General features: G+C 70.3%; 13 protein-coding genes and 1 pseudogene. 11 read left to right on the top strand and 3 right to left on the bottom strand.

Annotated elements, in window-relative coordinates:
- Positions 1-102 precede the first annotated feature (102 nt).
- The 11 genes and pseudogenes from selD to ACIGFL_RS11035 all read left to right on the top strand — a co-directional run bounded on the left by selD (position 103) and on the right by ACIGFL_RS11035 (position 11,119).
- Complete coding sequence (gene selD, locus ACIGFL_RS11085) at positions 103-1,137, top strand: selenide, water dikinase SelD (protein WP_397497211.1); 1,035 nt, start codon at positions 103-105, stop codon at positions 1,135-1,137.
- Positions 1,137-2,237, top strand: coding sequence for a tRNA 2-selenouridine(34) synthase MnmH (gene mnmH, locus ACIGFL_RS11080; protein ID WP_397497210.1), 1,101 nt, complete (start codon positions 1,137-1,139; stop codon positions 2,235-2,237). Before selD ends, mnmH begins: the two co-directional genes overlap by 1 nt.
- A gap of 76 nt (positions 2,238-2,313) precedes the next feature.
- Entirely contained in the window at positions 2,314-2,592 is a 279-nt protein-coding gene (locus tag ACIGFL_RS11075) for a hypothetical protein (protein ID WP_397497209.1), read from the top strand.
- Positions 2,592-3,197 (top strand): flavin reductase family protein, encoded by a 606-nt coding sequence (locus tag ACIGFL_RS11070; RefSeq protein WP_397497208.1) that lies wholly within the window; start codon positions 2,592-2,594, stop codon positions 3,195-3,197. Before ACIGFL_RS11075 ends, ACIGFL_RS11070 begins: the two co-directional genes overlap by 1 nt.
- A gap of 122 nt (positions 3,198-3,319) precedes the next feature.
- Positions 3,320-4,429, top strand: a pseudogene (locus ACIGFL_RS11065) (HAMP domain-containing protein); the annotation flags it as partial.
- On the top strand, positions 4,412-5,284 hold the full coding sequence (locus tag ACIGFL_RS11060) for a methyl-accepting chemotaxis protein (RefSeq protein ID WP_397497509.1): 873 nt from the start codon (positions 4,412-4,414) through the stop codon (positions 5,282-5,284). The pseudogene ACIGFL_RS11065 and the gene ACIGFL_RS11060, both read left to right, overlap by 18 nt.
- Positions 5,285-5,382: 98 nt before the next feature.
- Positions 5,383-6,300 (top strand): AAA family ATPase, encoded by a 918-nt coding sequence (locus tag ACIGFL_RS11055; protein WP_397487650.1) that lies wholly within the window; start codon positions 5,383-5,385, stop codon positions 6,298-6,300.
- Positions 6,300-7,253, top strand: a complete 954-nt coding sequence (locus ACIGFL_RS11050) for a DUF58 domain-containing protein (RefSeq protein ID WP_397497207.1) — start codon at positions 6,300-6,302, stop codon at positions 7,251-7,253. Before ACIGFL_RS11055 ends, ACIGFL_RS11050 begins: the two co-directional genes overlap by 1 nt.
- A complete protein-coding gene (locus ACIGFL_RS11045) occupies positions 7,250-9,235 on the top strand; it encodes a DUF3488 and DUF4129 domain-containing transglutaminase family protein (RefSeq protein WP_397497206.1) in 1,986 nt (661 codons plus the stop codon). The genes ACIGFL_RS11050 and ACIGFL_RS11045 overlap by 4 nt, the downstream gene beginning before the upstream one ends.
- Positions 9,236-9,444: 209 nt before the next feature.
- On the top strand, positions 9,445-10,215 hold the full coding sequence (locus ACIGFL_RS11040; protein ID WP_397497205.1) for a CHAD domain-containing protein: 771 nt from the start codon (positions 9,445-9,447) through the stop codon (positions 10,213-10,215).
- A gap of 106 nt (positions 10,216-10,321) precedes the next feature.
- Complete coding sequence (locus tag ACIGFL_RS11035) at positions 10,322-11,119, top strand: acyl-CoA thioesterase (RefSeq protein WP_397497204.1); 798 nt, start codon at positions 10,322-10,324, stop codon at positions 11,117-11,119.
- A 1-nt stretch (position 11,120) separates the two neighbouring features.
- Here ACIGFL_RS11035 and ACIGFL_RS11030 read toward each other — a convergent pair whose 3' ends face one another.
- From ACIGFL_RS11030 to ACIGFL_RS11020, 3 genes are all read right to left on the bottom strand, one after another.
- Entirely contained in the window at positions 11,121-11,483 is a 363-nt protein-coding gene (locus ACIGFL_RS11030) for an Mpo1-like protein (protein WP_397497203.1), read from the bottom strand.
- An 83-nt stretch (positions 11,484-11,566) separates the two neighbouring features.
- Positions 11,567-13,036, bottom strand: a complete 1,470-nt coding sequence (locus ACIGFL_RS11025; protein WP_397497202.1) for a methyl-accepting chemotaxis protein — start codon at positions 13,034-13,036, stop codon at positions 11,567-11,569.
- Between the two features lie 85 nt (positions 13,037-13,121).
- A complete protein-coding gene (locus ACIGFL_RS11020; protein WP_397497201.1) occupies positions 13,122-13,949 on the bottom strand; it encodes a TatD family hydrolase in 828 nt (275 codons plus the stop codon).
- Positions 13,950-14,082: the final 133 nt, after the last annotated feature.

Genomic DNA, 14,082 nt, shown 5'->3' with positions numbered 1-14,082 from the left:
GAAAAATCCCCCGTCGATGTTTCGACCTTACTCGCGCAAAGGCGCTGCGCCAAGGCGGTCTTTGCTAGAATCCGCCGCCAGTCGTCGATGCAAGAGAGAGACATGAGCGAGCCGATTCGTTTGACCCAGTACAGCCACGGCGCCGGTTGCGGCTGCAAGATTTCCCCCAAGGTGCTGGAGGTGATCCTCGCCGGCAGCGGCGCGCAGAACCTCGACCCGCGCCTGTGGGTCGGCAACGCCTCGCGCGACGACGCGGCGGTCTACGCCATCGACGAAGAGCGCGGGGTGGTTTCCACCACCGACTTCTTCATGCCCATCGTCGACGACCCCTACGACTTCGGCCGCATCGCCGCGACCAACGCCATCAGCGACATCTACGCCATGGGCGGCGACCCGCTGATGGCCATCGCCATTCTCGGCTGGCCGGTCAACCTGCTGGCCCCGGAGGTCGCCCGCGAGGTGATCCGCGGCGGCCGCGCGGTGTGCGACGAGGCCGGCATTCCGCTGGCCGGCGGCCACTCGATCGACGCCCCCGAGCCGATCTTCGGCCTGGCGGTGACCGGCCTGGTGGACAAGCGCCATATGAAGCGCAACGACACCGCCACGGTCGGCTGCCAGCTGTACCTGACCAAGCCGCTGGGCATCGGCATCCTCACCACCGCGGAGAAGAAGGCCAAGCTGCGCAGCGAGGACGTCGGCCTGGCGCGCGACTGGATGTGCACCCTGAACAAGCCCGGCAGCCGCTTCGGCAAGCTCGCCGGGGTCAAGGCGATGACCGACGTCACCGGCTTCGGCCTGCTCGGGCACCTAGTGGAAATGGCCGATGGTAGCGGCCTCAGCGCGCGCGTCGAGTTCGCCAAGGTGCCGCGCCTGGCCAGCGTTGAGCATTACCTGGAGCAGGGTTGCGTGCCCGGCGGCACGCTGCGCAACTTCGACAGCTACGGCGACAAGATCGCGCCGCTACCGGAGCTGGCCAAGCTGCTGCTGTGCGACCCGCAGACCAGCGGCGGCCTGCTGATCGCCGTGGCGCCGGAAGGCGAGGCGGAGTTCCTCGCCGTGGCCGCCGAGTTGGGCCTGCAGCTGGCGCCCATCGGCGAGATGGTCGAGCGACAGCGTCACGCGGTCGAGGTGCTGTGATGCGGGACAACAGCGCCGACTACCGCGACATCTTTCTGGGCGACCGGCCGATGATGGACGCCCGTGCGCCGGTGGAATTTCTCAAGGGCGCCTTCCCCGGGGTGGTCAACCTGCCGCTGATGGACGACCTCGAGCGGCAGAAGGTCGGCACCTGTTACAAGCAGCACGGCCAGCAGGCGGCCATCGAGCTAGGCCACCAACTGGTCAGCGGTGCGCTGAAGGACGAGCGCATAGCGGCTTGGGCGGCCTTCGCCAAGGCCCATCCGGACGGCTACCTGTACTGCTTTCGCGGCGGCCTGCGCTCGCAGATCGTCCAGCAGTGGCTGAAAAGCGAGGCGGGCATCGACTACCCGCGGGTGATCGGCGGCTATAAGGCGATGCGCGGCTTTCTCCTGGAAACCAGCGAGCAGGCGGTGGCCGAGTGCGATTTCGTCCTGGTCGGCGGCATGACCGGCACCGGCAAGACCGAGGTGATCGGCCAGCTGGACAACGCCCCGGACCTGGAAGGCCACGCCAACCACCGCGGCTCCAGCTTCGGCAAGCGCGCCAGCGCCCAGCCGGCGCAGATCGATTTCGAGAACGCCCTGGCCATCGACCTGCTCAAGCGTCGCGCGCGCGGCCAGCGCCAGTTCGTGCTGGAGGACGAGGCGCGGCTGATCGGCCGCTGCTCGCTGCCGCTGCCGCTGTACCAGGCCATGCAGGACTACCCGCTGGTGTGGCTGGAGGACAGCCTGGAGCATCGCGTCGAGCGCATCCTCAAGGCCTATGTGGTCGAGCTGTGCGCCGAGTTCGTCGCCGTCCACGGCGAGGAGGGCGGATTCGCCGCCTTCGCCGCGCGCCTGCGCGAGAGCCTGGCCAACATCACCCGGCGCCTGGGCGGCGAGCGCTACCAGCGCCTGGCGGCGATCATGGACCAGGCCCTCGGCGAGCAGGCCGCCGCCGGCCAGGTCGACACCCACCGCGGCTGGATCGAGGCGCTGCTGGTGGAGTACTACGATCCGATGTACGTGTTCCAGCGCGAGAGCAAGGCCGGGCGCATCGAGTTCGTCGGCGAGCAGCAGGCGGTGGTGGAGTATCTGCGTCAACGCGCCGGACGCTGAAGCGGGCACTTTCCCCGGGCGCCGGCGTCCTACACTGGGTCAATCCGTAGTCATGTCCTTGTAAGGAGTGTGGTCGATGAAACATTGGATCTGTTTGCCGGTGCTGGTCCTGGCGCTGAGCGGTTGCGCCGGCAAGACGGTGTACCGCGACACCTGCGCCAATCAGCTGGACGCGGCCTGGAAGGAGCTGAGCATCGCCGAGGCCGAAGGCTTCGCCGGTACGGTCAGCTACTCCAAGGCGCTGTCGCTGCTCACCGCGGCCAAGACCCAGCAGCAGTTCGAGGCCTACGAGGGCTGCACCAGCAAGGCCGAGCGGGCGCGCTTCTACATCCGCGAATCGCGAGCGGGGCGCTGATGCAGCTCGACTTCGCGACGCTGAGCCCGCTGGAGGCCTACCGCTGGCTGGCCGCCAGCGTCACCCCGCGGCCCATCGCCTGGGTTTCCACCCGCTCCCCGCAAGGGGTGGCCAATCTGGCGCCGTTCAGCTTCTTCCAGGTGATCAGCGACAACCCGCCGACCCTGCTGGTCAACGTCAACACCCGCGACGACGGCAGCCTCAAGGACAGCCTGCGCAACGCCCAGGCCAGCGGCGAACTGGCGATCCAGCTGGTCAGCTTCGCCCAGGCCGAGGCGATGAACGCCAGCGCGGCGATACTGCCGCACGAGGTCAGCGAGTTCGCCCATTGCGCTATCGCCAGCCTGCCGTGCGAGCGCATCGACGTGCCGCGGGTGGCCGGCGTGCCGGTGACCTTCGAGTGCCGGGTGGCGCAGATCCAGCCCTATCCGGCGGCAAATCCCAACTGCCACCTGATCTTCGCCGAGGTGCTGCTGGCGCATATCGACGACGCCGTGCTCAGCGAGCAGGGCCGCCTCGACCCGCTCAAGCTCGACCTGATCGGCCGTCTCGGCGGCAGCGCCTACTGCCGCACCACCGAGCTGTTCCAGATGCAGCGGCCATGAATCCGTTCTGGAAGCGACCTCCAGTTAGCTGATCCTGCCATTCCCTGCCTTGCTGGCTTGTCGCCAGCAGGGCGGCGCTCCTATGTTCGGCCATTCGCGGCGAGCAGTAGGCGGGGGTGGTCATGGGGAGCGCGTGGAGCAATCGGCTGGCCAGTCTGAGCACGGCCAGCAAACTGATGTTGGGTTTCGCCCTGGTGCTGGGGCTCACCGCGCTGGTGGCCGGCACCGGGCTGTTGGCGCTGCGCGAGGTGAACGCCGGGGCGGCGCTGCAGCAGCGCATGAGTGCGCTCGGCGAGCAGCTGCTGCACATGCGCCACAGCGAGCAGGCCTTCGCCCTGGCCGGCGATCCGCAGCAGGCCGCGCGCCTGGCCGAGCAGGCCGAGGCGATCCTGCAGGCCAGCGCCGCCCTGCAGGGCGAGCTGGACGAAGGCACCGCGGCGATCCTGGCGCCACTGGCGCCGGCGCTGGCCGACTACCGCGCCGCCTTCGCCCGTTACGTGGAACTCACCGACAACATGCAGCTGTCGCTGCAGGCCGCCGACTGGCTGGTGGTCAGCGCCGCCAACAGCCTCGACCTGCTGCAGGAGGGGCTGGCCGAGGACGGCGTCGACCTGCTCAAGCGCAGCCAGGGCGAGCAGGGCGGCGAGGCGGTGCTGCAGGCCGGGCAGGTCGGCAAGATTCACCAGTTGCTGTTACAGGCGCTGGATCAGGCCCGCCAGCGTCTGGAGGCGAGCCGCCGCAGCGAAGCGCTCGAGCGGGTCGAGATCGCCCAGGCCGGCGAGGCCCAGGCGCTGGCCGCCGAACTGCGCGATGCGCTGAGCGATCCCGGCTACGCCGCGGTGCTCGGCGAGGTGGTGGTCAATGTCGACTCCTTCAACGAGCGGCTCAAGGAATACGCCGAGCAGCTGCAGCAGCAGAAGCAGGTTTACCTGCAGCTGGTGGCGCAGATCGAACACCTGCTTGGCCAGGTCGAGCAGGCCCTCGGCGCCCAGCGCCAGGCCATGCAGGCCGCGCAGCAGGCGAGCAGCGCCCTGATCCTGCTGGCGGCGGCCCTGGCCCTGCTGGTCGGCCTGGGGGCCGCGCTGGCCATCAGCCTGGCCATAGTGCGGCCGCTGAAACGGGTGATCGGCCTGGCCGAGCGCATCGCCGCCGGCGACCTGAGTGCGCGCATCGAAATCGACCGGCGCGACGAGATCGGCCAGCTGCTCGGCGCCATGCAGGCCATGGCCGGCAACCTGCGCGAGATGGTCGGCCGCCTGCAGGGCGGGGTGACCCAGCTGTCCAGCTCGGCGCAGTCGCTGTCGACGGTGACCGAGCAGACCCGCCAGGGGGTCAACGGGCAGAAGCTGGAGACCGATCAGGTGGCCACCGCCATGAGCCAGATGACCGCCACGGTGCACGAGGTGGCGCGCAACGCCGAGGCCGCCGCGGCTTCCACCGAGCAGGCCGATCGGCGCGTCGACAGTGGCAGCCAGGTGGTGCGCCAGACCCTGCAGCGCATCGACCAGCTGGCCGGCGCGATGGACGCCACCACCGCCAGCATCCAGCGCCTGAGCCAGGACACCCAGCGCATCGACGCGGTGCTGGAGGTGATCAAGAACGTCGCCGAGCAGACCAATCTGCTGGCGCTCAACGCCGCCATCGAGGCGGCGCGTGCCGGCGAGCAGGGCCGCGGCTTCGCCGTGGTCGCCGACGAGGTGCGCGCCCTGGCCAAGCGCACCCAGCAGTCTACCGCCGAGATCGAGGCGCTGATCGCCGCGCTGCGCGAGGGCAGCCGCCGCGCGGTGGCCGACATGGCGCAGAGCGCCAGCCTGGTGAGCCAGACGGTGGAGGGCGCCAACCAGACCGAGGGCGCGCTGACGGCCATCGCCGAGGCGGTGGCGCGGATCTTCGAGATGAACCAGCAGATCGCCGCGGCGGCCGAACAGCAGACGGCGGTGGCCGAGGAGATCAACCGCAGCGTCACCTCGATCCGCGATATCGCCGATCAGTCGGCCAGCGCCATGGAACAGACCGCCGCCTCGAGCATCCAGCTGGCCGAGCTGGGCCGCGAGCTGCAGGGCATGGCCGGGCATTTTCGTCTGTAAGGGCGGGCGCGCTCACAGTTTCGTCAGCAAAGATTGCATAGCACTTTGCCGCACCTGAGTGGCCCAGTAGCATCGGCGGTCTGCATAAGGAGCCAACGATGCGAAGCAAACTGGACGCCTGCCTGGACTCGGTCAATCAGGTGCTGCTGGGCAAGGAGGCGCAGGTGCGCCTGGCGCTGACCTGCCTGCTGGCGCGCGGTCACCTGCTGATCGAAGACCTGCCCGGCATGGGCAAGACCACCTTGAGCCATGCCCTGGCGCGGGTGCTGGGGCTGAGCTTCCAGCGTATCCAGTTCACCTCCGACCTGTTGCCCGGCGACATCCTCGGCACCTCGGTGTTCGACAAGGACAGTGGCCAGTTCGTCTTCCACCCCGGGCCGATCTTCGCCGAGCTGGTGCTGGCCGACGAGATCAACCGCGCCACGCCGAAGAGCCAGAGCGCGCTGCTCGAGGCCATGGAGGAGGGCCAGGTGACCATCGAGGGCGCCACCCGACCGCTGCCCGAGCCGTTCTTCGTCATCGCCACGCAGAACCCGGTGAGCAGCGGCGGCACCTTCGCCCTGCCGGAGTCGCAGCTGGACCGTTTCCTCATGCGCCTGTCGCTGGGTTATCCGGCCCAGGCGGCGGAGAAGGCGCTGCTGCTGGGCGACGCGCGGCGCGAGCTGCTGCCGCGGCTGCAGCCGATTCTCGACCATGCCGAGCTGGCCCGGCTGCAGGCCGAGGTGCCCAAGGTGCGCGCCAGCGATGCGCTGATCGATTACGTGCTGCGCCTGGTCGAGGCCACCCGCAGCCAGCCGCAGTTCGCCTGGGGCCTGTCGCCGCGCGCCAGCCTGGCGCTGTTGGCCGCGGCGCGGGCCTGGGCGCTGCTGGCCGAGCGCGACTACGTGATCCCCGAGGACGTGCAGGCGGTGCTGCCGTCGGTGGTCGGCCACCGCCTGCGCGAGCGCGCCGACCCCACCGGCCACGGCGGCGGCAGCCTGGTGCAGTGGCTGCTGCGCGAAGTGCCGGCGCTCTGATGCGCGCCGCGCTGAAACCGCTGTGGAGCCGCTGGCTGGCGCGGCGCATTCCGCCGGCGGCCAGCGTGCGCCTCAATCAGCGGCGCATCTTCATCCTGCCCAGCCGGGTCGGCGCCGCCTATGGCCTGGCCCTGCTGCTGATGCTGCTGGTGGGCATCAACTACCAGAACAGCCTGGCCTACGGCCTGACCTTCCTGCTGATGGCGGTGTTCGTGGTCGCCATCCTGCACACCTATCGCAACCTGGCCGGGCTGGTGCTCAAGGCCGGCGGTGGCGGCGCGGTGTTCGTCGGCGAACAGGCGCGCTTTCGCGTGCGCCTGGAAAGCCGCGAGCGCGAGCACCAGGCCGTGGCCCTGGGGTGGCCGCCGGCCGAGCTGCTGGCGCGCGACGTGCCGCGCCAGGGCCAGGCCGAGCTGGAACTGAGCCTGCCGGCGCAGCGCCGTGGCTGGCTGCGCCCGGGCCGGTTGCGGGTGGAGAGCCGCTTTCCCCTCGGCCTGCTGGTGGCCTGGAGCTGGGTCGATCTGGATCAGGCGGTGCTGGTCTATCCGCGGCCGCTGGAGGGCGAGCTGCCGCTGGCTGCCGGCCTGGGCGCCGAGGACGAGGAGGGCATGCGCGCCCGCGGCCAGGGCGCCGACGATTTCCAGGGCCTGCGCGACTACCAGCCGGGCGACTCCAAGCGGCGCCTGGACTGGAAGGCCTATTCGCGCGGCCAGGGCCTGCTGGTCAAGGAGTTCGCCATGCTCGGCGGTCGCGACCTGTGGCTGGACTTCGAGCAGTTGGGCGGCGATAGCGAAATGCGCCTGTCGCTGCTCTGCCACTGGGTGCTGCAACTGGCCGAGCGGCAGCAGGCGTTCGGCCTGCAGCTGCCGGGGCAGGTGATCGCCCCGGACTCCGGCGAAGGCCATCGCGACGCCTGCCTGCGCGCCCTGGCGCTGTTCGGTGAGCCGGCATGAGCACACTGCCGGGCATTCCGCGCATCGCCCTGACCTGGCTGCTGGTGGCCCAGGTGCTGGTGATCCTGCCGCACCTGGTGCACCTGCCGCTGTGGATGGTCGCCCTGTGGCTCGGCGCCGTCGCCTGGCGCGTGCAGATCTTCCGCATGCGCGCGGGCTACCCCAACGGCTGGGCCAAGGGCGGCCTGATGCTGCTGGTGCTGGCCGGCATCCTGCTGTCGCGCGGCACCCTGGTGGGGCTGGACGCGGCGGTGGTGCTGCTGATCGCCACCTTCGTCCTCAAGCTGGTGGAGATGCGCAGCCGGCGCGACGCCCTGGTGCTGATCTTCCTCGGCTTTTTCTGCGTGGTGACCGCCTACCTGTTCGACGACGGCATCCTCGCCGCGCTGTACAGCCTGCTGCCGGTGACCGCGCTGCTCGCCGCGCTGGTGGGGCTGCAGCACAGCGGTTTCGCCGAGCGGCCCTGGCCGACCCTGCGCCTGGCCGGCGGCCTGCTGCTGCAGGCGCTGCCGCTGATGGTTCTGCTGTTTCTGTTCTTCCCGCGCATGGGCCCGCTGTGGTCGCTGCCGATGCCCAGCGACAAGGGCGTCACCGGCCTGTCCGACAGCATGGCGCCGGCCGATATCGCCCAGCTCAGCCGCTCCTCGGCGCTGGCCTTTCGCGCCAGCTTCGACGGCCCGGTGCCGCCGCGCGATCAGCTGTACTGGCGCGCCCTGACCCTGGAGCGCTTCGACGGCCGGCGCTGGTCGCAATCCAGCTACGCCGAGCTGCCCGCGACGCCGCAGTGGCGCCAGGCGGGCGAGCCGCTGGACTACAGCATCGTCATGCAGCCCAGCGGCAAGCCCTGGCTGTTCGCCCTCGACGTCGGCGAGCTGGCGCAGGGCGACAGCCGCATGATGAGCGACTTCCGCTGGCAGCGGCGGCGCCCGGTGGATCGCCCCTTGCTCTACCAGGTGCGCTCCTGGCCGCAGGCACTGCGCGAGGCGGACGCCGAACCGCCGGCGTTGCGCCGCGCGCTGCAACTGCCCGAGCAGGGCGATCCGCGCAGTCGCGCCTGGGCCGCCGAGCTGCAGCGTCAGCATCCGCAGGCTGATGCGCTGGTCGCCGCGCTGCTGCAGCATTTCAACCGCGAGCCCTACGTCTACACCCTGCGCCCGCAGCCGCTGGGCGCGGACAGCATCGACGACTTCCTGTTCAACACCCGCCGCGGCTTCTGCGCCCACTACGCCGGGGCCATGACCTTCGTCCTGCGCGCCGCCGGCATTCCCGCGCGGGTGGTGGCCGGCTACCAGGGCGGCGAGCTCAACCCCGGCGGCAACTACATCCAGGTGCGCCAGTTCGATGCCCACGCCTGGGTCGAGTACTGGCAGCCAGGCCGCGGCTGGCGCAGCGTCGATCCCACCTTCCAGGTGGCGCCGCAGCGCATCGAGCAGAGCCTGGAGGAGGCGCTGGCCGAGGAGGACGGTTTTCTCGACGACCAGCCCTTCTCGCCGCTGCGCTACCGCGAACTGGCCTGGCTCAACCAGTTGCGCCTGAGCTGGGAAAACCTCAACTACGGCTGGCAGCGCTGGGTGCTGGGCTACCAGGGCGAGCAGCAGTTGCAGCTGCTGCAGCGCTGGTTCGGCAGCCTCGACTGGCAGCGCCTGGCGCTGGCCCTGGTCGGCAGCGGCACGCTGCTGCTCGGCCTGCTGGCGCTGTGGTTGCTGAGGCCCTGGCAGCAGCGTCGCGACCCGCAGCGCCAGGCCTTCCGCCGCTTCGAGCAGCTGCTGGCGCGGCACGGCGTGCGGCGCCAGGCGGGCGAGGGGCCGCGTGCCTTCGCCGAGCGCGCGGGTCGCGAACTCCCGGCCCAGGCCGCAGCGATCCAGGCCTTTGCCCGCTGTTTCGAGGCCCAGCGCTACGCCGGCCAGCCCCCCTCGCGGGCGGCCCTGCGCCAGGCGCTGGGTGAGTTGCGCAGGGCTTTGCCCTGGCGCCTGTTGCGCTAGCGCGCGGTCTCGCAATAATCCATTAGCCAAGCGGCGGGTCGACCTAGGGTACGCCGTGCGCACCGCGGGCAATTGGATACCTGGTGCGCATGGCCTGGGCGGCCCCGCGATACGCTACGCGCCGGTATCACTTAGGGTGGACGATGCTCTTTTCATCCACCCTAGGTCCGGCAGTGGTGAATGACCGATCCGAGTAAGGGGATGTGCGCATGAAGGGTTTCGTCGAGCGGATTCTGGCCCGGGTGCTGGCGTTGCAGGTGCGTCTGTACGCCTGCCAGGCACGTTTGGCAGGTGCCACCGACGCGGAAGCCCTGCACGATCTGCGCATCGCCCTGCGCCAGCTGCGCAGCCTGCTGCGACCCTTGCGCGGCCTGCCGGCGGTGGACACGCTGGAGCAGGGCGCCGCCGTGCTGGGGCGCCTCAGCGGGCCGTTGCGCGACCGCGAGGTGCTGGCGGCCGAGTTGCGTCGCCTGGGGCTGAGCGAGTTGGCCCAGGCCGGCGAGGCGCGGCGGGTCGCCGGACATGCCGCCGTCGCTGCCAGTCGCGAGCTGGCCGACTTGCTGCTGCTGCTCGATGCCTGGCCGGGCAACTGGCGTCAGGCCGCAGCCGAGGGCCAGCTGCGCGGCGTGGGCAAGCGCATCCGCCGCCGTTTGCGCCGTCAGCAGCGCCAGCTGGCGCGTGCCCTGCGCGACCCGGCGCACGACCGCCACCGCCTGCGCCTGCTGATCAAGCGGGTGCGTTACGCCGCCGAGGCCTATCCGCTGCACAGCGGCCTGGACGCCGCGACGCAGGGCCGGTTGAAGCACGCGCAGAGCGAGCTGGGCGACTGGCACGATCACCTGCAATGGCTGGCGCAGAGCGATTTCAGCGAGGCCCTGCAGCCCTGCCGCGCGGCCTGGTTGCAGGCCCAGGCGGCAGCCGAACGGCGCGCGGACGAGGCGCTGCTGGCGCTGCATGGCGACTTCCTGCTGGAGAAATAAGGCGACATTTTCGCCGGAACTATGGCCGAATAACCATCCTTTCGGCCTATCGTTCGGCCTCCACCATCCCCTAAGATCGACGCCATCTATCGTTTGCGAGGTGGCTATGACCTTTTCCGAATTGCTGCAGGCCGTGCGTACCAACCCCGAGGCGCTGGTGATTCCGTCGCTCTGGGGCCAGGGGCGCGCCAGTTTCGGCGGCCTGGTGGCGGCGCTGGCCTTCGAGGCCATGCGCGCCAAGGTGCCGGCGGGGCGCCCGGTGCGCTCGCTGGCCATCACCTTCGTCGGCCCGGTGGCGGCGGACGTGCCGGTGAGCTTCCAGGCCGAGGTGCTGCGCGAGGGCAAGGCGGTCAGCCAGCTGTGCCTGCGCGCGGTGCAGGACGGCCAGGTGGTGACCATGGTGCAGGGCAGTTTCGGCGCCGCACGCGCCTCGGCCATCGACGTGGCGCCGCTGCCGGCGCCGCAGATCGAGCCGGCCGAGCGTTGCCAGGAGCTGCCGTACCTGCGCGGCGTCACCCCCGAGTTCACCCGTTTCCTGGCCATGCGCTGGGGCATCGGTGGCATGCCCTTCACCAACAACCCCTCGCGGCAGATGGGCGGCTGGGTGCGCCTGCGCGGCGAGGCCGAGCCGCAGGCGCTGAGCGAGGCGCATCTGCTGGCGCTGGTCGATGCCTGGCCGCCGGCGGTGCTGCCGCATCTGAAGAGCCCGGCGCCGGGCAGTTCGCTGACCTGGACCATCGAGTTCGTCCAGCCGCTGCGGGAGCTGAGCACCGAGCACTGGTGCCTGTACCGCGCCGAGATCGAGCATGCCCGCGACGGCTACGGCCATATCGCCGCGGCGTTGTGGAGCCCGGCGGGCGAGCTGATCGCCATCAGCCGGCAGACGGTGACGGTATTCGGCTGAATCAGTGCCGCTTGCGCCGGCGCCAGGCGCGCCACCAGGCGCCGCTGAAGAGAAAGCGCGGGAAGGTCACGCACTGTTCCAGCAGCAGGCGTTTGACCGCATCGCGCTTGCCGGCGAAGGGCTCCGGCGCCTGCTGCTCGAAGCGGTGACCCTGGCGCTGCAGGGCGAGGGCGGCCAGCAGGCCGATGGCGCCCAGTGCCAGGGGTACGAAGCCCAGGCGCCACAGGCCGATCAGCAACAGCGCGGCCGACAGCAGAAACAGCGGCACGGCCAGCAGGTGCAGCAGCAGGTTGGTCGGGTGCCGGTGCTGCTCGGCGTAGTGGCGCCATTGCCAGACCAGCAGGTTGGGGCGGCGTTTGCTCATGCTGCATTCCTCTGGGTCATGCAACGAGTCTAGGCCGGCCGCCTGGACCCCGGCGAATTGCCCCTGGCTATGGCGCAGATAGGTTACAGGCGCAGCTGGCGGATCGCCTGGCTCAGCTCGCCGGCCAGCTCGGCCAGTTGCTGGCTGGTGGCGGCGGAGTCGAGGGTCTGACCGACGGTCTGCTCGGTGACGTCGCGGATGCCCACCACCGAACGGCTCATCTCCTCGGCCACCTGGCTCTGCTGGGCGGCGGCCACGGCGATCTGGGTATTGCTGTCGCGCATCAGCGCCACCGCGGCGGTGATCGCCGCCAGCGCCTCGCCGGCCTCTTGCGCCAGCTGCACGCAATGGTTGGCGCTGTCGGAACTCTCGCGCATGAACTCCACGGCGTCGCGGGTGCCGGCCTGCAGGTTACCGATCATCTGGGTGATTTCGTCGGTGGAGTCCTGCACCCGTTTGGCCAGGTTGCGCACCTCGTCGGCCACCACGGCGAAACCGCGGCCCATCTCGCCGGCACGCGCCGCTTCGATGGCGGCGTTGAGGGCCAGCAGGTTGGTCTGCTCGGCGATGCCGTGGATCACCCCGACCACCCGGTTGATGTGCTGGCTGTCCTCGGCCAGGCGCTCGATGGTACCGGCGCTCTGCTGCACGCCGCGCGACAGCCCGGCGATGGACTGCTCGACGCGACCGACCGCGGCCTGGCCTGCGCGGGCCAGCTGGTCGGCGTTGTGCGACTGGTCGCGGGTGCTGCCGGCGTGCTCGGCGATGTGCTGCACGGTGGCCGACATCTGGTTGATCGCGGTGGCCGCCTGGTCGGTCTCGCTCTGCTGGTCGAGCATGCCCTGGCGCACCGCGCCCATGCGCTCGGCCATGCTGCGGGTGCCGCTGTCCAGTTCGGCGGCGACCTGGCCGACGGTGCCGACCACACGCTGGTAGCCGGCCTGCATGGCGTTGAAGGCGGCGGCCATCTGGCCGACCTCGTCGCGGCCCTCCAGCGGCACGCGCAGGGCCAGGTCGCCGCTGCGCTCGACCTGCAGCATCACGTCCTTGAGGGTGTTGAGGTGGCTGAGCAAAAAGCGGATCAACAGCTGCGAGGCGGCCAGAAGCAGCAGCATCAGTCCGGCCACGGCGCCGGCGTAGGCCAGTGCGTGCTCGGCGAACAGCTGGCGCAGGCCGGGCGCGCGGGTCAGCAGGGCCAGGCGGCGACCGTCGCTCAGGGTCGCCAGCTGCGCGCCGATCAGCGGGGATTCGCTCAGCCAGGGATCGTGCGCCAGTGCCTGCCAGCCGCTGGCGTCGGCTTGGCCCAGGGCGCCGGGCAGGCGTTCGCCATCTTGCAGCGTGCGCAACTGCGCGAGGGCCGGTAGCGCCGCCTGCGCCGGCCAGTGCGCCAGCAGGCGCGCCTGCTCGGCCGCGGCCTGGCGGGCATCGACGGCGCGTGCGCGCTGTTCGGTATGCAGGGCGAACAGCACCAGCAGCAGGCTGGTGGTGAAGGCCACGGCGTTGACCGCCCAGAACTTGTACTTGAGGGAAATATCGCTGATCCAGGCGCTCATGCTTTGTAGTGTCCGCGTACGACAGCCGCTATTGGCCAAATGCCAGCAGTGTCGTCGAGGCCCGGGGCGCAAGTGTTGACCGAGATCAAGACTCCGCTGCGGCGCGCTCCGGCAGCGTCGGCAGGGCGAAGAAGGCGCGGGCGCAGGCGGTGGTTTCGGCCGCCAGCTGCGCCTGGCTCTGGCCGCGGTGCAGCGCCACCTCGCGCAGCACTTCGCCAAGGAAGGCCGGCTCGTTGCGCCCGTTTTTCGGCTTGGGTCGCAGGCTGCGCGGCAGCAGGAAGGGTGCGTCGGTCTCCAGCATCAGACGGCCGCCGGGGATGTCCTTGAGCAGCGGATGCAGGTGGGTGCCGCGGCGCTCGTCGCAGACCCAGCCGGTGATGCCGATATGCAGGTCGAGATCCAGATAGGCGTAGAGCGCCTGGCGTTCGCCGGTGAAGCAGTGCACCACCGCCGCCGGCAGCCGGTCGCGAAAATCGCGGAGTATCTCCAGCAGGCGCTGGCTGGCCTCGCGCTCATGCAGGAACACCGGCATATTCAGCTCGGCGGCCAGCGCCAGCTGCTGCTCCAGGGCCTTCTCCTGCAGCGGTCTGGGGGAGAAATCGCGGTCGAAGTCCAGTCCGCATTCGCCCACCGCGCGCACCTCGGCTTCGCCCAGCAGGGCCTTGAGCCTGTCGGCGCTGGCGCCGTTCCAGCTGCTGGCGTCGTGCGGATGCACCCCGGCGGTGCTGAACAGCCGCTCGCCGCTGCCGTCCAGCCGTCGGCACAGCGCCAGGCTGGCTTCGCTTTCGGCCAGACTGGTGCCGGTCAGCAGCATCTGGCAGACGCCGGCGGCGTAGGCGCGCTCGAGCAGGGCTTCGGCCTGCGCGGCGAGGCTGGGGTGGGTCAGATTGACGGCGATATCGATGAGTTGCATGGTGCCACCTGGTCTGGGCGAAGGGGGAGCATAGCAGAAGCATTCCGTTCGTCAGAAAGGCAATTAGAAACAATAAGTTGGCGACGCTTTTTAAGATTGATGCAAGGTTGCGGGCTGGCGCCGCCAGCGCCAG

The organism is Pseudomonas sp. NPDC077649, assembly GCF_044542855.1.
GTDB lineage: Bacteria > Pseudomonadota > Gammaproteobacteria > Pseudomonadales > Pseudomonadaceae > Aquipseudomonas.
This window is presented reverse-complemented; position numbering and strand designations above follow the sequence as displayed.

Excerpts from the sequence above, each read along its gene's own strand:
- selD (WP_397497211.1), top strand. The coding sequence starts at position 103 with ATGAGCGAGCCGATTCGTTTGACCCAGTACAGCCACGGCGCCGGTTGC.
- mnmH (WP_397497210.1), top strand. The coding sequence starts at position 1,137 with ATGCGGGACAACAGCGCCGACTACCGCGACATCTTTCTGGGCGACCGG.
- ACIGFL_RS11075 (WP_397497209.1), top strand. The coding sequence starts at position 2,314 with ATGAAACATTGGATCTGTTTGCCGGTGCTGGTCCTGGCGCTGAGCGGT.
- ACIGFL_RS11070 (WP_397497208.1), top strand. The coding sequence starts at position 2,592 with ATGCAGCTCGACTTCGCGACGCTGAGCCCGCTGGAGGCCTACCGCTGG.
- ACIGFL_RS11060 (WP_397497509.1), top strand. The coding sequence starts at position 4,412 with ATGCAGGCCATGGCCGGCAACCTGCGCGAGATGGTCGGCCGCCTGCAG.
- ACIGFL_RS11055 (WP_397487650.1), top strand. The coding sequence starts at position 5,383 with ATGCGAAGCAAACTGGACGCCTGCCTGGACTCGGTCAATCAGGTGCTG.
- ACIGFL_RS11050 (WP_397497207.1), top strand. The coding sequence starts at position 6,300 with ATGCGCGCCGCGCTGAAACCGCTGTGGAGCCGCTGGCTGGCGCGGCGC.
- ACIGFL_RS11045 (WP_397497206.1), top strand. The coding sequence starts at position 7,250 with ATGAGCACACTGCCGGGCATTCCGCGCATCGCCCTGACCTGGCTGCTG.
- ACIGFL_RS11040 (WP_397497205.1), top strand. The coding sequence starts at position 9,445 with ATGAAGGGTTTCGTCGAGCGGATTCTGGCCCGGGTGCTGGCGTTGCAG.
- ACIGFL_RS11035 (WP_397497204.1), top strand. The coding sequence starts at position 10,322 with ATGACCTTTTCCGAATTGCTGCAGGCCGTGCGTACCAACCCCGAGGCG.
- ACIGFL_RS11030 (WP_397497203.1), bottom strand. The coding sequence starts at position 11,483 with ATGAGCAAACGCCGCCCCAACCTGCTGGTCTGGCAATGGCGCCACTAC.
- ACIGFL_RS11025 (WP_397497202.1), bottom strand. The coding sequence starts at position 13,036 with ATGAGCGCCTGGATCAGCGATATTTCCCTCAAGTACAAGTTCTGGGCG.
- ACIGFL_RS11020 (WP_397497201.1), bottom strand. The coding sequence starts at position 13,949 with ATGCAACTCATCGATATCGCCGTCAATCTGACCCACCCCAGCCTCGCC.